The 17292-nt window shown below is 55.6% G+C and carries 12 protein-coding genes; 6 read left to right on the plus strand and 6 right to left on the minus strand.

The window, feature by feature from the left end:
• Positions 1-220 precede the first annotated feature (220 nt).
• The 4 genes from rplJ to rpoC all read left to right on the plus strand — a co-directional run bounded on the left by rplJ (position 221) and on the right by rpoC (position 9739).
• Positions 221-745 (plus strand): 50S ribosomal protein L10, encoded by a 525-nt coding sequence (gene rplJ, locus MID00_RS08185; RefSeq protein ID WP_009464320.1) that lies wholly within the window; start codon positions 221-223, stop codon positions 743-745.
• A gap of 79 nt (positions 746-824) precedes the next feature.
• A complete protein-coding gene (rplL, locus tag MID00_RS08190; protein WP_003800851.1) occupies positions 825-1202 on the plus strand; it encodes a 50S ribosomal protein L7/L12 in 378 nt (125 codons plus the stop codon).
• A 162-nt stretch (positions 1203-1364) separates the two neighbouring features.
• A complete protein-coding gene (gene rpoB / locus MID00_RS08195; RefSeq protein ID WP_022983337.1) occupies positions 1365-5477 on the plus strand; it encodes a DNA-directed RNA polymerase subunit beta in 4113 nt (1370 codons plus the stop codon).
• The gene (gene rpoC / locus MID00_RS08200) at positions 5477-9739 is read left to right on the plus strand and encodes a DNA-directed RNA polymerase subunit beta' (protein WP_022983338.1); all 4263 of its coding nucleotides are present in this window, start codon (positions 5477-5479) and stop codon (positions 9737-9739) included. The genes rpoB and rpoC overlap by 1 nt, the downstream gene beginning before the upstream one ends.
• Before the next feature lie 156 nt (positions 9740-9895).
• On the opposite strand, the gene azu is transcribed toward rpoC, so the two are convergent.
• From azu to MID00_RS08230, 6 genes are all read right to left on the minus strand, one after another.
• Positions 9896-10342 carry an azurin gene (gene azu, locus MID00_RS08205; protein ID WP_009464188.1) on the minus strand — a complete coding sequence of 149 codons (447 nt, stop codon included), beginning with the start codon at positions 10340-10342 and terminating at the stop codon, positions 9896-9898.
• Between the two features lie 255 nt (positions 10343-10597).
• Positions 10598-11233: a LysE family translocator gene (locus MID00_RS08210; protein ID WP_250756338.1), complete on the minus strand. Its 636-nt coding sequence runs from the start codon at positions 11231-11233 to the stop codon at positions 10598-10600.
• Positions 11234-11307: 74 nt separating this feature from the next.
• The gene (locus tag MID00_RS08215; protein WP_368044565.1) at positions 11308-12093 is read right to left on the minus strand and encodes an AraC family transcriptional regulator; all 786 of its coding nucleotides are present in this window, start codon (positions 12091-12093) and stop codon (positions 11308-11310) included.
• On the minus strand, positions 12094-14061 hold the full coding sequence (locus MID00_RS08220; RefSeq protein ID WP_250756336.1) for a CHASE2 and HATPase_c domain-containing protein: 1968 nt from the start codon (positions 14059-14061) through the stop codon (positions 12094-12096).
• A 16-nt stretch (positions 14062-14077) separates the two neighbouring features.
• The gene (locus MID00_RS08225) at positions 14078-15172 is read right to left on the minus strand and encodes a FecR domain-containing protein (protein WP_009464197.1); all 1095 of its coding nucleotides are present in this window, start codon (positions 15170-15172) and stop codon (positions 14078-14080) included.
• Positions 15173-15177: 5 nt separating this feature from the next.
• Positions 15178-15882: a response regulator transcription factor gene (locus MID00_RS08230; RefSeq protein WP_009464199.1), complete on the minus strand. Its 705-nt coding sequence runs from the start codon at positions 15880-15882 to the stop codon at positions 15178-15180.
• Between the two features lie 420 nt (positions 15883-16302).
• On the opposite strand from MID00_RS08230, the gene rpsL reads away from it, so the two are divergent.
• Both rpsL and rpsG read left to right on the plus strand, forming a co-directional pair.
• Entirely contained in the window at positions 16303-16674 is a 372-nt protein-coding gene (gene rpsL, locus MID00_RS08235; RefSeq protein WP_003800872.1) for a 30S ribosomal protein S12, read from the plus strand.
• A gap of 139 nt (positions 16675-16813) precedes the next feature.
• The gene (gene rpsG / locus MID00_RS08240; protein ID WP_003800875.1) at positions 16814-17284 is read left to right on the plus strand and encodes a 30S ribosomal protein S7; all 471 of its coding nucleotides are present in this window, start codon (positions 16814-16816) and stop codon (positions 17282-17284) included.
• Positions 17285-17292: the final 8 nt, after the last annotated feature.

The raw sequence follows: 17292 nt of genomic DNA on the forward strand, positions 1-17292 counted from the left end.
AAAAAGAACTTTGGGCTGTGATCCTGTTTACAGGGTCACTGCTGTCAAAGACCGTTGGAGCAGTTGGCTGACTTGTCATCTCACTGCTTAATCGGGGCAGAACGTCCCATCCAACGTAGACGGCGCCCGTGGAAGAATTCGTTATAGAACTCGTCCAGGTGCGCCGCATTCGGTTGATGTTGGGAAGCCTTCCCGACATCGTTTGAAGGAGTGTTCAACCGTGAGTCTCAATCGTGAAGAGAAAGCGGTAGTCATCGAAGAAGTCACTGCCGAACTGGCAAAGGCCCAATCGATCATTATCGCCGAGTACCGTGGTCTGGACGTCGCTTCTGCTACCGTATTGCGCAAAAAAGCGCGTGAGTCTGGCGTCTACCTGCGTGTGTTGAAAAACACCCTGGTTCGTCGTTCGTTGGCAGGTACCTCGTTTGACGGTATCTCCAGCCAGCTCGTGGGTCCTCTGATGTACGCCATCAGTGAAGATCCCGTTGCTGCGGCGAAAGTCGTTGCAGATTTTGCCAAGACCAATGACAAATTGGTCATCATGGGTGGTGCGCTGCCCAATAGCGTTCTGAATGCTGATGGTGTTAAGGCTCTGGCCACAATGCCCTCGCGCGAAGAATTGCTGGCGAAACTGCTGGGCACCATGCAAGCACCTATCGCTACTTTTGTGCGTACGCTTAACGAAGTTCCCACCAAGTTTGTTCGCGGCCTGGCGGCTGTGCGCGATCAGAAAGAAGCTGCGTAAGCAGTTTTCCTTCAGGAAACTTCGTCGTTGCGAACGACAACCAAACCTGGCATTTACCTAATATCTGGAGTTCTTAAAAATGGCTACTAAAGCTGAAATCCTTGACGCCATCGGCGCAATGTCCGTGCTCGAATTGTCCGAGCTGATCAAAGAAATGGAAGAAAAATTCGGTGTGTCGGCTGCTGCCGCCGCTGTTGCTGTTGCAGCTCCTGCTGCTGGTGGCGCTGCTGCTGCCGCTGAAGAGCAAACCGAATTCACCGTGTTCCTGGCTGACGTTGGCGCAAACAAAGTTAGCGTCATTAAAGTCGTGCGCGAAATCACCGGTCTGGGCCTGAAAGAAGCCAAAGACCTGGTTGACGGTGCTCCTAAGGCTGTTAAAGAAGGCTTGTCCAAAGCTGATGCTGAAGACGCTCAGAAGAAGCTGGAAGAAGCTGGCGCCAAGATCGAGCTCAAGTAAGAGTATCGATAGATGCCCGGGAATGCGTTTCAAGCCTTCCCGGGCTTTTGCGTTTCCAGAAAACCCATGATTTTTAATTAGTATTGTAGAAAGTCGGGTTTTTTAGAGTCGTAAACCAGGGCCGTGGTTGACGGTCCGTGTAACCCTTGAGTCGGAGTGCTCATGCCTTATTCGTACACCGAAAAAAAGCGCATACGCAAGAGCTTCGCCAAACGTGAAGACGTACAGCAGGTTCCTTACCTGTTGGCTACCCAGCTGCATTCTTTCAGAACCTTCTTGCAGAAGGACACGCTGCCTTCTCAGCGTAAGGTTGAAGGCTTGCAGGAAGCTTTCAGTTCCATATTTCCAATAGTAAGCCATAACCAAATGGCGCGGCTAGAGTTCGTGAGCTATACGCTCGGCGAGCCGGTGTTCGACGTCAAAGAGTGTCAACTTCGTGGTTTGACCTATGCTTCCCCCTTGCGGGCGAAGGTTCGTCTGGTCCTTATGGACCGCGAGGTGAGCAAGCCTACCGTCAAGGAAGTAAAAGAGCAAGAAGTCTACATGGGCGAAATGCCCTTGATGACTGATAACGGCTCTTTTGTGATCAACGGTACCGAACGAGTCATCGTTTCCCAGCTGCACCGTTCCCCCGGCGTGTTCTTTGAACACGACCGCGGTAAAACGCACAGCTCGGGCAAGTTGCTGTTCTCGGCTCGCGTGATTCCTTACCGTGGTTCCTGGCTGGACTTCGAGTTCGATCCCAAGGACATTCTGTTCTTCCGTATCGACCGTCGTCGCAAGATGCCTGTGACTATCTTGCTGAAGGCCATTGGCCTGACGCCAGAACAGATCCTGGCCCACTTCTTCGAGTTCGATCACATCGAACTGCACCAGGAAGGTGGCAAGCTGCAATTCGTTCCAGAACACTGGAAGGGCGAGGTTGCTCGTTTCGACATTACCGACCGTGATGGTCGCGTACTGGTTGAAAAGGACAAGCGTATCAATGCCAAGCATTTGCGCGACCTGCAAGCAGCCAAGATCGAATACATTTCCATCCCGGAAGATTTCCTTCTGGGTCGTGTGCTGGCCAAGAACATCATCAACGCCGAAACCGGCGAGGTGATTGCCAACGCCAACGACGAAATTACCGAATCCATTCTGGCTGAAATGCGCGCAGCCAATGTGCGTGATTTCGAGACCCTGTACGTCAACGAACTGGATCAGGGCGGCTTTATCTCCCTGACCCTGCGCACGGACGAAACAGCGGATTCCAATGCTGCCCGCATCGCGATCTATCGCATGATGCGTCCCGGCGAGCCACCAACCGAAGAAGCGGTTGAGGCTTTGTTCAACCGTCTGTTCTACAGCGAAGAGTCCTACGACTTGTCGCGCGTGGGTCGCATGAAGGTGAACAGCCGTCTGGGCCGTGGTGACAGCATTGAAGGTCCCATGACCCTGACCGACGAAGACATCCTGGACACCATTCAGGTGCTGGTGAATCTGCGTAACGGCCGCGGTCAGATCGACGATATCGATCACCTGGGTAACCGTCGTGTTCGTTGTGTGGGCGAATTGGCCGAAAACCAGTTCCGCGCCGGTCTGGTGCGTGTGGAACGTGCTGTCAAGGAACGTCTGGGCCAGGCCGAGACCGAAAACCTGATGCCGCACGATCTGATCAACTCCAAGCCCATCTCTGCGGCCGTCAAGGAGTTCTTCGGTTCCAGCCAGCTGTCGCAATTTATGGACCAAACCAACCCGCTGTCCGAGATCACGCACAAGCGTCGTGTTTCGGCACTGGGCCCTGGTGGTCTGACTCGTGAACGTGCTGGCTTTGAGGTGCGCGACGTGCACCCAACCCACTACGGTCGCGTGTGCCCGATTGAAACGCCTGAAGGTCCAAACATTGGTCTGATCAACTCCATGGCGCTGTACGCTCGTCTGAACGAGTACGGCTTCCTGGAAACGCCTTACCGCAAGATTGTTGACGGCAAGGTCAGTGAACAGATCGATTACCTGTCGGCTATTGAAGAAAGCAATTACGTCATCGCTCAGGCTAACGCCGAGTTGACCGAAGACGGTGCTTTTGCTGACGATCTGGTTGCCTGCCGTGAAGCTGGCGAAACCATGATGACTGCGCCAGAGAACATCCATTACATGGACGTGGCTCCTTCGCAGATCGTGTCTGTGGCTGCTTCGCTGATTCCGTTCCTGGAGCACGATGACGCTAACCGAGCACTGATGGGCGCCAACATGCAGCGTCAGGCAGTTCCTTGCCTGCGCCCTGAGAAGCCTTTGGTCGGTACCGGTATCGAACGTACTGTTGCTGTTGACTCGGGTACCACCGTACAGGCCCGTCGTGGCGGTGTGGTTGTAGACGTTGACGCACAGCGCGTGGTTATTCGCGTACACGATGACGAGAACGTGGCTGGCGAGGTCGGTGTAGATATCTACAACATGACCAAGTACACCCGTTCCAACCAGAACACCAACATCAACCAGCGTCCTATCGTCAAACGTGGCGATATCGTGGCTCGTGGTGACGTGCTGGCTGACGGCGCATCGACTGACCTGGGCGAATTGGCTCTGGGTCAGAACATGCTGATCGCCTTCATGCCCTGGAACGGCTACAACTTCGAGGACTCGATTCTGATCTCCGAGAAGGTCGTGGCTGACGATCGTTACACGTCGGTTCACATCGAAGAGTTGACGGTTGTTGCCCGTGACACGAAGCTGGGACCTGAGGATATCACCCGCGATATCAGCAACCTGTCCGAAATTCAGCTGAACCGTCTGGACGATTCCGGCATTGTGTACATCGGTGCCGAAGTGCGTGCCGACGACGTGCTGGTCGGTAAAGTGACACCCAAGGGTGAAACTCAGCTGACTCCGGAAGAAAAGCTGCTGCGCGCCATTTTTGGTGAAAAAGCCTCTGACGTTAAAGACACCTCCCTGCGCGTGCCTTCGGGCATGGTCGGTACGGTGATCGACGTTCAAGTCTTTACCCGTGAAGGTATCGAGCGTGACAAGCGTGCTCAGTCCATCATTGATGATGAACTGCGTCGCTACCGTCAGGACCTGAACGACCAGCTGCAAATCGTTGAAGACGACGCCTTTGACCGTGCCTTGAAGTTCCTGGTCGGCAAAACCGTCAACGGTGGTCCACGCAAGCTGCCCAAGGGCACCGAGCTGACCGCTGACTACCTGAACGATCTGGATCGCTGGCAGTGGTTCGACATTCGTCTGGCTGACGAGCAACACGCACTGGTGCTGGAGCACACCAAGGAATCCTTGGAGCAAAAGCGTCACCAGTTCGACTTGGCTTTTGAAGAAAAGCGCAAGAAGCTCACCCAAGGCGACGAGTTGCCTCCTGGCGTGCTGAAGATGGTCAAGGTTTACCTGGCTGTTAAGCGTCGTCTGCAGCCTGGTGACAAGATGGCTGGCCGTCACGGTAACAAGGGTGTGGTTTCCCGCATCGTTCCCGTGGAAGACATGCCGCACATGGCTGACGGTACCCCTGTGGACATCGTTCTGAACCCGCTGGGCGTGCCTTCGCGTATGAACGTGGGTCAGGTTCTGGAAGTTCACCTGGGTTGGGCTGCCAAGGGTATTGGCCACCGCATCAACGACATGATGCAAGAAGAAAAGAACGTGCAGGTTTCCGAACTGCGCGCGTTCCTGGACAAGGTCTACAACACTGCCGGCAAGAAGACTCGCATCAACGAGTTGACTGACGACGAAGTGATGAACATGGCCACCAACTTGCAGAAAGGTCTGCCATTGGCTACGCCAGTGTTCGACGGTGCAACCGAGCAGGAAATCGACCAGATGTTGCGTCTGGCCTACCCTGACGACATCGCCGAAAAACTGCAGCTGGCACCACACCGCACGCAGGTTCGCCTGTTTGACGGTCGTACCGGCGAAGCCTTTGAGCGTATGGTCACCGTAGGCTACATGCACTACCTGAAGCTGCATCACCTGGTCGATGACAAGATGCACGCTCGTTCGACAGGTCCGTACTCCCTGGTTACTCAGCAGCCGCTGGGTGGTAAGGCGCAGTTCGGTGGTCAGCGTTTCGGGGAGATGGAAGTCTGGGCGCTGGAAGCGTATGGCGCCGCCTACACCCTGCAGGAAATGCTCACGGTTAAATCCGACGACATCGCCGGCCGTACCAAGGTCTACGAGAATATTGTCAAGGGTGACCACGTGATCGACGCCGGTATGCCGGAGTCCTTTAACGTTCTGGTCAAGGAAATCCGTTCCTTGTCCCTGGACATGGATTTGGAGCGTAAATAATGAAAGCGCTACTCGATCTCTTTAAACAAGTCACTCAGGACGAGCAGTTCGATGCCATCAAGATCGGCATCGCCTCGCCCGAGAAAATCCGGTCCTGGTCTTTCGGTGAAGTCCGCAAGCCAGAGACCATCAACTATCGCACGTTCAAACCCGAGCGCGATGGTCTGTTCTGCGCCAAGATTTTTGGTCCCATCAAGGACTACGAATGTCTGTGCGGCAAGTACAAGCGCCTGAAGCACCGTGGCGTCATCTGCGAGAAGTGTGGCGTTGAAGTCACCGTCTCCAAGGTGCGTCGCGAGCGTATGGGTCACATTGAACTGGCCTGCCCGGTTGCTCACATCTGGTTCCTGAAGAGCCTGCCATCCCGTCTGGGCATGGTGCTGGACATGACACTGCGTGACATCGAGCGCGTGCTGTACTTTGAAGCATGGTGCGTAATCGAACCTGGCATGACCCCGCTCAAGCGCGGTCAGATCATGTCCGATGACGATTTCCTGGCCAAGACTGAAGAGTACGGTGACGACTTCCACGCCCTGATGGGCGCGGAAGCGGTGCGCGAACTGCTGCGTACGATCGACATCGATCGCGAAGTCGAGCGCCTGCGTGCCGAACTGAAAGCCACCGGCTCGGATGCCAAGATCAAGAAGATCTCCAAGCGTTTGAAAGTGCTGGAAGGCTTCCAGAAATCCGGCATCAAGCCAGACTGGATGATCATGGAAGTGCTGCCCGTGCTGCCACCGGACCTGCGTCCGCTGGTACCACTGGACGGCGGCCGCTTTGCGACTTCCGACCTGAACGATCTGTACCGCCGCGTTATCAACCGTAATAACCGTTTGAAGCGTCTGCTGGAACTGAAGGCACCGGACATCATCTTGCGCAACGAAAAACGTATGCTGCAAGAGTCCGTGGACTCCTTGCTGGATAACGGTCGTCGCGGTAAAGCCATGACCGGCGCCAACAAGCGTCAACTGAAGTCCCTGGCCGACATGATCAAGGGCAAGAGCGGTCGTTTCCGTCAGAACCTGCTGGGCAAGCGCGTGGACTACTCCGGTCGTTCCGTGATTGTAGTGGGTCCTCAGTTGAAGCTGCACCAGTGCGGTCTGCCCAAACTGATGGCGCTGGAACTGTTCAAGCCGTTCATCTTCAACCGTCTGGAATTGATGGGTCTGGCTACGACCATCAAGGCAGCCAAGAAGTTGGTGGAAAGCCAGGAACCGGTGGTGTGGGACATCCTCGAAGAGGTGATCCGCGAGCATCCCGTGATGCTGAACCGTGCGCCTACGCTGCACCGTTTGGGTATTCAGGCTTTTGAACCGGTCCTGATCGAAGGTAAAGCGATTCAGCTGCACCCTCTGGTGTGTGCCGCCTTTAACGCTGACTTTGACGGTGACCAGATGGCCGTTCACGTGCCGCTGTCGCTGGAAGCCCAGCTGGAAGCGCGCACTTTGATGCTGGCCTCCAACAACGTGCTGTTCCCCGCCAACGGCGAACCATCCATCGTTCCTTCCCAGGATATCGTGTTGGGTCTGTACTATGCGACCCGCGAACTGGTAAACGGCAAGGGCGAAGGCTTGTTCATGGCCGACGTGGCTGAAGTTCAGCGCGCTTACGACAACAAGGAAGTCGAGCTGCAAACTCGTCTGACCGTCCGTATCGAAGAATTCGAGAAGGGCGAAGACGGTGAGTGGGTCAAGACCATCAAGCGTTACGAAACGACTGCTGGCCGTGCCTTGCTGTCAGAAATTCTGCCCAAGGGCATGCCTTTCACCGCACTGAACCGTGCGTTGAAGAAGAAAGAAATTTCGCGTCTGATCAACCAGTCCTTCCGTCGCTGCGGCCTGCGTGCCACCGTGATTTTTGCCGACAAGTTGATGCAGTCCGGTTTCCGTCTGGCAACTCGTGGTGGTATTTCCATCGCCATGAATGACATGGTTGTGCCTGTCGTCAAGGAAAGCATCCTGGCTCAGGCTAGCAACGAAGTTAAAGAAATTGACAAGCAGTACTCTTCGGGTCTGGTGACCGCTCAGGAACGCTACAACAACGTAGTGGACATCTGGGGCAAAGCCGGTGACCGCGTGGGTAAGGCCATGATGGAACAGCTGGCTTCCGAGCCAGTGATCAACCGCTTTGGTGAAGAAGTACGTCAAGAGTCCTTCAACTCCATCTACATGATGGCGGACTCCGGTGCTCGTGGTTCGGCTGCACAGATTCGTCAGCTGGCTGGTATGCGTGGTCTGATGGCCAAGCCTGATGGCTCCATTATTGAAACGCCTATTACCGCGAACTTCCGTGAAGGTCTGAACGTACTGCAGTACTTTATTTCGACTCACGGTGCTCGTAAGGGTCTGGCCGACACGGCCTTGAAGACGGCTAACTCCGGTTACCTGACTCGTCGTCTGGTCGACGTGACTCAAGATCTGGTCATTACCGAAGACGATTGCGGTACCAAGGGCGGCTACACCATGAAAGCCATCCTGGATGGTGGTGAGGTTATCGAGCCCCTGCGCGATCTGATTCTGGGCCGTGTGGCCTCGACCGACATCGTCAACCCTGACAATCAGGAACTGGTTATCCCCGCCGGCACCTTGCTGAACGAGGACCTGGTCGACCTGATCGACAACCTGGGTATTGATGAAGTCAAGATCCGCACTCCGCTGACTTGCGAAACCCGTCACGGCTTGTGCGCAAGCTGCTACGGCCGCGATCTGGGCCGCGGTATGCTGGTTAACCGTGGTGAAGCCATCGGTGTTATCGCTGCGCAGTCCATCGGTGAACCGGGTACCCAGCTGACCATGCGTACGTTCCACATTGGTGGTGCGGCTTCGCGTGCAGCGCTGGCAAGCTCGGTGGAAACCAAGACGGCTGGTACGGTCGGTTTTGAAATTGGTCTGCGTTATGTGACCAACGCCAAGGGCGAACGCGTTGCGATCTCCCGTTCCGGTGAAATCGTTATTTTTGACGACAACCGTCGTGAACGTGAACGCCACAAAGTGCCTTACGGTGCCACCATTACGGTGGGCGATGGTGAAGCCATCAAGGCTGGCCAGCGTCTGGCAAGCTGGGATCCGCTGACCCGTCCTATCGTGTCCGAGTACACCGGTACCGTTCGCTTCGAGAACATCGAAGAAGGCGTGACCGTGGCTCGTCAGGTGGACGAAGTGACCGGTCTGTCGACTCTGGTTGTGATCACTCCCAAGACACGTGGTGGCAAGATCACCATGCGTCCTCAGATCAAGCTGCTGAACGAGCAAGGTCAGGAGATCAAGATCGCTGGTACCGATCACATGGTCAATATCTCCTTCCCGGTGGGCGCGTTGATTACCGTTCGCGACGGTCAGCAAGTGTCCGTGGGTGAGATTCTGGCGCGTATTCCCCAGGAATCGCAAAAGACTCGAGACATTACCGGTGGTCTGCCACGTGTGGCCGAACTGTTCGAAGCTCGTTCGCCCAAGGACGCCGGCCTGCTGGCCGAAGTTACGGGTACGGTTTCCTTCGGTAAGGACACCAAGGGCAAACAGCGTCTGGTCATTACCGACCTGGACGGCGTCAGCCACGAGTTCCTGATTCCGAAGGAAAAACAGGTTCTGGCTCACGACGGTCAAGTGGTGAACAAGGGCGAGATGATTGTGGACGGCCCAGCCGATCCGCACGACATCCTGCGCTTGAAGGGTATCGAGAAGCTGGCCAACTACATTGTTAACGAAGTGCAGGACGTTTACCGTCTGCAGGGTGTGAAGATCAACGACAAGCACATTGAAGTGATTGTTCGTCAGATGCTGCGCCGCGTGAACATTGTGGATGCCGGTGATACTAACTTCATCACGGGTGAACAGGTTGAACGCTCCGAACTGTTGAACGAGAACGATCGCGTTCTGGCCGAAAACGGTATTCCAGCTACGTACGAAAACGTGCTGCTGGGTATTACCAAGGCCTCGCTGTCGACCGACTCCTTCATCTCGGCGGCTTCCTTCCAGGAAACCACCCGCGTGTTGACTGAAGCGGCCATCATGGGCAAAACCGACGATCTGCGTGGTCTGAAAGAAAACGTGATCGTGGGTCGTCTGATTCCTGCTGGTACCGGTATGGCCTTCCATTCCGCCCGCAAGGAAAAAGAAGCCTTTGAAGTGGCAGAGCGCAAAGCAGCCCGTGAACTGGAAAACCCGTTTGCGTCGGCTCCTGAGCCTTCGGAAGACCCGGTCTTTGTGTCCGGCGCCTCCGAGCCCGAGCAGCAACCTGCAGCCCCAGAGGGCGATCAGGAATAAGCAAGACTTGGTGGTTCCCCACCCTGTTTATCCAGGGTGGGCCGCTACCTTCAGGTAGTCGGTTAAAACCAGATAGCTCGAGCTAAAAAAAATCCCCACATGGCCAGGCCACGTGGGGATTTTTTATGGCCGCCTGGCGGCTACAAGCGGATGCGCTTAGCTACCCAGCTTGATTTCGCCAGTCATGATGCTCCAGTGACCTGGGAAGGAGCAGAAGAATGCGTAGTCTTCGCCTTCTTTCAGCTTGGAGACGTCAAAGGTTACGGAGGTGCTTTCACCGCCGCCGATCACGTCAGTGTGAGCGATCACGCGCTCGTCACCGGCTTTAACGTAGTTGTTGTCCAGACCGGCTTTCATGCCATCGGTAGCAACAGCGCTTTCATCGGCTTTCTTCGAGATAACGACGTTGTGGCCCATGGCTGCTTTAGGCAGCTTGCCAGTATGTTTCAGGTTGATTGTGAATTCCTTGCATGTCTTGTCAACAACGATGCTCTTGGTGTTGAACTGCATGGAGTCATTGCCTTCGATGGTAACGTCGCAAGCAGCAAAAGCAGGCACGCTGGCCAATCCAAGAACGGCTGTGAAAGCGATTTTGGCAAACATTCTAGTAACTCCTTGAAAACTGACAAAAAAAGGAACGGGACACGGGGGTGTTGTTCCGGTCTTACAGCATAGACTGTAGCGCACTCAAGGTGCTTAACAAAACAAAGACCCGGACTATTTTACCGGCTTATATCGCCGCGTCCGAGACCGTAAATGATTTGTTTTCCCATCGTTTGATGTGGCTCTAACAGCCTCACTCTATCACCTTCAGAGAGCTTGACGGCGGTGCAGATCAGGTTTCACTTTTCGGAATGTTTAGTTTGTGACCAAGTGTTGAGCCACGTTGAAGAGGGCGGCAGCGGCGATCAGGCACAACAGCAGGCCACAGAGCTGTTCGATACGTGGCAAGTGCTTTTGTATACGCTGCTGCCAGAGCGGGTGCCCGATCAGAACGGTGATGAACAAGTCCCAGAGTAAAACAATTAAAAACATCCACAGACCCAGCAAGATATGCAGGCCCGTACCAGCGCGGCTACTGGCCAGTACAGAGGCCAGGCTGGCGTAAAACAAGGCGTTCTTGGGATTCAGCAGCCCCGAGAGCAGGCCAAGCAGAGCGTGATGCCACCAGCCGCCTGTAGAGGCTTCAGAGGCCTTGATCCATTGCCCAGTAGTGTGATGGGCCACCTGCAGGAATTTCACGCCCAAGTACAGTAAATACAGCCCTCCAGCGCCCTGTAGCAGCACAAAGAGAGGGCTGCCAGTGCTTATCCGGGCAAAGCCCGTTAGTGCCAGGCTGATGTACAGGCCATTGGCCAGGGCGACACCGGCACAGGCTCCGCTTGCGACCCAGCGTCCATGGGCCAGGGTGCTGCGGGCGATCAGGAAAAAATCGGGGCCGGGGGAAAGCAGGGCCAGGAAATGGGTGCTGGCGATCAGTAAGAACAAGGACACGGCGGTACGTCCAGAAGCAAAACTGCAGTGTGACCAGAAGCGTGGGTGCCGTATTGAATAAAAGTGCGCGCGCTTTAGCTGCGGTACTGGCCCGGAGTGACACCGGTGTAGTGCTTGAAGACACGCTGAAAATGACTTTGGTCGGCAAAGCCCAGGCGATAGGCAATATCAGCCAGTTCGTCGCCTTGGCGCAGGGCGTTTCGGGCCAGGTTGATACGTTGATTCAATTGCCAGCGCTGTGGAGTCAGGCCGGTATGGCGACGAAAGGCGCGAATCAGCTGGTAGCGGCTAAAACCGGTTTCTCGAGCAAGTTCTTGCAGGGGGATAGTGGCTAATTGGCCTTCAACCCAGCGATCCAGGGTTTTCTGCAAGATGGGGCTAGGTGGGGGAGCGGGTGCCAAAGGCTGGGATTGGGCTGAGCCGTGGTGCAGCAAAAAGTCGATCAGGGCTGCTTCTTTGCTCAGTAGAGGAGCGGCTGAAAACAAGAGCGAGTTCAAGTCACAGTAGGCTGCATAAAGCAGTGGCTCGTGACTAACGCGGATGGGCTCCTGGGCTTGAAGTCTGAACTCTGTACTTTCCTGCCAAAGTTGCTCCAGCCACCCCGCATCCAGATGCAGCATCTGATAGCTCCAGGACTGATCTGGCAACGGATTGCAGGCATGGCTGCGGTGCGCGGGGACAAAGACCACAGACCCAGGTGCAAGCTGGACCGGGCCGCCGGGTGCGCCCGTAAAGACGCTGCCACCGCCATCAACGGCGCCAATCGAGTAGGTGGGGGGTGGCTGTGCTCCTGATAGCAGATCCGGCTGTTGCAGGCACGTCGGCTTTCTACATAGGGCAGGGCGGCATCGCGCCAGAATTCAGTCTTCATCGGAGATAGCAATCGTGGCCAGGGAGACGATAAAGGTACAGCCTTGCTTACGCGTGCTGTCCAGGACAATATCCCCGCCGTGTTTGTTGATCACGGTTTTCACAAAGGCCAAACCTAGTCCGCTACCCGAAGGTGCACCTTCGGTATTTTCGTGGGCTCGATGATAAGGCTCAAAAATAGTCGCCTGATTTTCTGCCGGAATTCCCCAGCCCTGATCTTTGACGAATACCTGAACGCTGTTGTTGCCCAGCACAAGGTCTATATCAATCTGGTTGCCATCCGGTCCGTACTTGATGGCGTTTTGAATCAGGTTGGTAAAGGCGCGGCGCAGCATGGGCGCATTGCCGTTCACCCAGACCAGCTCCGAGTCGTTCAAGTTCAGGCTGATAGAGCGCTTGCTGGCGCTGGCCCAAGCGTCATCCAGACAGTCTGCCAACAGATCAAACAGGTTCAGCGGGCTCAGTACCATTTCCATGGCCTCGGCCCGTGCCAGACTAATGAAGTTGTCCACCAGTTCCAGCGTTTGTTCGGCATAGCCTTCCATCTTGTGCAGAAACTGATCTGGCGGCAGCTTGCTGTCATCCTGACGTTGCAAGCTCGTTAGTGCCAGGATGGAGTTCTGGGGCGCCCGCATATCATGCGAAATGAAGCGCAAGGTCTCTTCACGCTTGGTCTGGGCCTGGCGCAACAGATTGATGGATTTATGTAGCTGGGTCAGACGATGAGGCAGATTACGTGTACTTAAGCCCGATAGGCGCTCGTTCAGAGCAGTTCTGACATCCGGGTATTCCAGCTGCAGCTTGTTCAGTTCTTCGGTCACCTGATTCAGGGCAGCTTCCTGACTGCGCCAGTGCCATAGCGGGTAGGCCAACAGAACAGTAATCAGGCTGGCCAGTGGCGGAATCCACAGATTGAAGCCATGCATGGCGATCCAGTTCACCAGCAGGATCGCAAAGACCAGCCCGATCAGGCTGAGCAAGGTGGCGCGTGGCGACAGATAGATCAGAACCTGACATGCCAGCAGGACTGGCAGGCAACTGGCCAGCGCAATGAACCAGGCCGGTGGGGTGCGCACCCAATGATTGCTGCGTACGGCTTGCAAGGTATTGGCCAGGATCTCCACGCCCGACATGCTGCTCATGCCGGCTTTGGACAAAGGGGTAGGAAAGGTATCGCCCAGTCCACTGCCCCAGGCTCCTACCAGCACATACTTATCCTTGAAGAAAGAGGGCGGAATATCACCGTTCAGGACATTGAAGTAAGGCACGGTCCGAAAGTGGCCGCTGCGGCCCAGAAAGGGAATGTGGGGAATGTCTTTCTGACTGGAGTCCAGAGCTTGCAGGGCCAGATCCACATCTCCGCCTGTCATCAACATGGCAATCGTGAAGTGCGGCAGCACACGGCCCAAGGGGGTAGTCTGCTGCAGGGCGACACGTCGCACTACCCCATCTGAATCAGGTTCGATATTGATGTAGCCCGACGCCTGGGCTGCCTGGCTGAGCACGGGAATGGCGGTATGCACGGCCTGCCGCTGAGTGTCATAGATCATTGGCAGCACAACGCGTCCGTGATGATGTATGGCCTCGGATAGAGTCAGGTCATCATCGGGGTAAGCCGGGTTGGGTTCCTGAAAAACCAGATCGATGCCGACAGCACGAGCCTGTTCGAGACGGCCTAGCAGTTGGGCATGGTTGATGCGTCGCCAAGGCCAAAAGCCCAGGTTGGCGATGCTGTAGTCGTCGATGGCGACAATGACAATATCCGGGGGCGCAGCCTGTGGAAGAGCGGCTGCCATGGTGAAGTCGTAAATCAGGTTGTTCAGCTTGCCCAGCGCGAAGTCGTCACGCAGGGAGCTGAACAATAAGGTCAGCAGCATCAGCAAGCCCGAAACCAGATGCCACTCTTTCCGAATCCGGTCAGAGAGTAGCTTGCTGTTTCTGGGGGCCGGGCTGCTCATGCCGTACGCCGTTTAGCTACTCGAACTGAGACAGCAGGATTGGATCGCCAAAATTGCTGACCACGGCTTGGCCATCCGAGCTGGTCAGGCTGGCTGCGCCTTCAAAGCTTTCGATCGTGTCCGGGCCCATCAGACCATGGCGGTCAATGGCACGAACGGTAACGTAGTACGTGCCAGGGCGCGAGGCACCGAACTGAATATCCGTATCTGTCGTAATGTTACGCGACAGCAGCTTGGCACCTTGCGGGTCGGTAGAGGTCTGGACCAGATAGGCCTGGGCACCGGGCACGACCTGAATCGTGCTGTTCCATTGGCCACCGCGACGCTCGGGCGTGGAGATCTGCGGAGCGGGCAACAATGGCTCCAGCGCCATGATATTGCCATCTGTGCCTACAGCGGCCCCTTGATTCTGCTTCAGGGCGGTGGGGGTGCTGCGTTGCTGGGTTCCCAATTCAGCGCGGCCTTCCAGCACTTCGCTGTGAGCCACGCCTTGTTGAGTACGCACACGCAATTCGGTGCCACGGACACCGGTAATGCTGACAGGGGTGCGGACTTCAAAGCGACCTACGCCGGTTTTTTCCGGGGAAACGCGTGATTCCACGTCGCCATCGTCCAGAGCGATGATCGAGTCGGTCAGGCCGGTGCCTTCAAAGGCACGCATGCGGGCCACGCTCAAGGATGCCTGTGCGGGTACGCTCAGTTGGCTGCCGTCTTGCAACTCCAGCGTCAGGTAGCCATTGCTGCCTGTTCGGATCAGGTCGCCTTCTTGCAAATGAGTCGTTCCTGCACCCAGTGCTTGACCGTTCACAAGAATTTGGCCGGTCTGGTGAGTGATACGGGCGGGGGCGGGCACTTCCGGAATCATGCGAAATGGAATGTGCAGTTCTTTGCCGATAGGTAGACGGTAGGGATCGGCCACCGCGTTCAGTCGCTGAATTTCGGACCAGTTGCGGTCCTGGCGGGTATAGGTCTGGGAGATGCCCAGCAAGGTGTCACCGGCCAGCACTTTATAGACAAAATTTTCGCCGCGGGCGCCAGAAGGTTGGGCTGACACGACGCCACCCCAAATCAGGCCGCAAACGAGAGGCGCGGCGATACGCAAAGTAATCATAGAAATCAGCTAGGGTCGGTCAAAAGTTCAAGGCGATAGCCCAGGGCGTAAGACGCCGTCAGGCGTACCCCGTTCTCGGGTCGCAACTGGAGTTTACGGCGTATGTTGGACAGATGAGTGTCCAGCGTACGGGAGGTGGCCGGAATTTCCCGGTTCCAGACCGCGGAGCTTAAAACATCACGCGAGAACAGGCGGCCGGGGTTGCGAAACAGTAAAAGGGCCAACTCAAATTCTTTGGGCGCCAGGGTAACGGTTTCACCGTTCAGCACAATATGGCCTTGTTCAGGAAAGATGTCGTAGCCTGCAAACGAAAAGCGGCTGTCCTGAGTGGCCGAGGTGCTCAGATCCAGACGGCGCACAGCGGCATTGACGCGCGCAACCAGCTCTCCCTTGCGTACGGGCTTATTAATATAGTCGTCGGCTCCGGCCTGCAAACCCGTGACCAGATCCTCTTCCTGGGTACGGCTGGTCAGGAATATGACGGGCAGGGCATGGCCCAGTGTGGTGCGAACCCAACGCAACACATCCAGGCCGCTGACGTCCGGCAGTTCCCAGTCCAGTAGCAATAAACCGAAATTATGTGGCTTGGCCAGAGCGGCCAGCAGGTCCTTTCCTTGATGAAAGGAGCGACATTCATAGCCAGCCTCGGTCAGGATCCGGGCAATCAGTTCAGCCTGGACGAGGTCGTCTTCCAGGGAAGCGATGATCATGGGTATTGTCCTTGTCGCAGAAGTGCAATAGCCCTGCAGTATAACGATATGTAGATAGCGAGTGACCAAGTGCTTCCATGCGTGTGCCGTGACAACGGGAAACTGCCGGATTGGTGTCCAAATCGTTGACCTATAAGGGTTTACTGTGGTAAATTTTAGAGCTTACTTTAAGGATCCTTTGCCGGTACACCTTGCAGTAATTTGATGGCAGCCCTGAATTTAGGGGCTGCGGGCACTTTTTTAGTGCTTGAAATCAAGCCCAAGCCATGTGCAAGACCGCTCTTTTTCGTGTTTTATGGGGAGTGGTATTGCGCAATGCCGCTTCCGGTCCAGGGTTTCAACACCCGCCAACTGGACGGCGTTTTTCAAAACATATACGTCAACCAGTACGTAAAGTACGTTATAGGATACGTAAAGGTCATGCCAACCATTAGCCAGCTCGTGCGTAAACCGCGCGAAGTCAGCCGCGTTAGCAGCAAGAGCCCTGCGCTCGAGAACTGCCCACAACGCCGCGGTGTTTGCACCCGTGTATACACCACGACCCCCAAGAAGCCTAACTCCGCTCTGCGTAAAGTCGCCAAAGTGCGTCTGACCAACGGCTTCGAAGTCATTTCTTACATCGGTGGTGAAGGCCACAACCTGCAAGAGCACTCGGTCGTTCTCGTCCGTGGTGGTCGTGTTAAAGACTTGCCAGGTGTGCGTTACCACATTGTTCGCGGTGCTCTTGACCTGCAAGGCGTCAAGGATCGTAAACAAGCCCGCTCCAAGTACGGCGCCAAGCGTCCCAAGTAATCCATGTATCCATTGATCAGTTCCCTGGTCTGGATCCGTGCAACCGTGGCCTGAGTGCCATGGTAGGTAAGTGGTCATTTGTCATGAATGACCGAGACCGCGAAAAGCGGTTCAACTGAATAGTCACAAGGAAATAAAAATGCCTCGCCGTCGCGAAGTACCCAAACGTGAAATCCTACCTGACCCGAAATTTGGCAGCGTTGAGCTGGCCAAGTTCATGAACGTGGTCATGCTGTCCGGCAAGAAAGCTGTTGCCGAACGTATTGTTTATGGCGCGCTGGAACAAATTGCGCAGAAAACCGGCAAAGATCCGCTCGAAGTGTTTAATGCTGCCATCAATAATGTAAAACCTGTTGTTGAAGTGAAGAGCCGCCGTGTTGGTGGCGCTAACTACCAGGTACCTGTCGAAGTGCGTCCCGTGCGTCGTTTGGCTCTGGCCATGCGCTGGGTGCGTGAAGCCGCTAAAAAGCGCGGTGAAAAATCGATGGACTTGCGCCTGGCCGGCGAATTGTCCGATGCGGCTGAAGGCCGTGGCGGTGCAATGAAAAAGCGTGAAGACACGCACAAGATGGCCGATGCTAACAAAGCATTCAGCCATTTCCGTTGGTAATCTGAGGA

It is taken from the genome of Alcaligenes sp. NLF5-7 (genome assembly GCF_024266725.1).
Classification (GTDB): domain Bacteria; phylum Pseudomonadota; class Gammaproteobacteria; order Burkholderiales; family Burkholderiaceae_B; genus Alcaligenes; species Alcaligenes phenolicus.

Excerpts from the sequence above, each read along its gene's own strand:
- rplL (WP_003800851.1), top strand. The coding sequence starts at position 825 with ATGGCTACTAAAGCTGAAATCCTTGACGCCATCGGCGCAATGTCCGTG.
- rpoB (WP_022983337.1), top strand. The coding sequence starts at position 1,365 with ATGCCTTATTCGTACACCGAAAAAAAGCGCATACGCAAGAGCTTCGCC.
- rpoC (WP_022983338.1), top strand. The coding sequence starts at position 5,477 with ATGAAAGCGCTACTCGATCTCTTTAAACAAGTCACTCAGGACGAGCAG.
- azu (WP_009464188.1), bottom strand. The coding sequence starts at position 10,342 with ATGTTTGCCAAAATCGCTTTCACAGCCGTTCTTGGATTGGCCAGCGTG.
- MID00_RS08220 (WP_250756336.1), bottom strand. The coding sequence starts at position 14,061 with ATGAGCAGCCCGGCCCCCAGAAACAGCAAGCTACTCTCTGACCGGATT.
- MID00_RS08225 (WP_009464197.1), bottom strand. The coding sequence starts at position 15,172 with ATGATTACTTTGCGTATCGCCGCGCCTCTCGTTTGCGGCCTGATTTGG.
- MID00_RS08230 (WP_009464199.1), bottom strand. The coding sequence starts at position 15,882 with ATGATCATCGCTTCCCTGGAAGACGACCTCGTCCAGGCTGAACTGATT.
- rpsL (WP_003800872.1), top strand. The coding sequence starts at position 16,303 with ATGCCAACCATTAGCCAGCTCGTGCGTAAACCGCGCGAAGTCAGCCGC.
- rpsG (WP_003800875.1), top strand. The coding sequence starts at position 16,814 with ATGCCTCGCCGTCGCGAAGTACCCAAACGTGAAATCCTACCTGACCCG.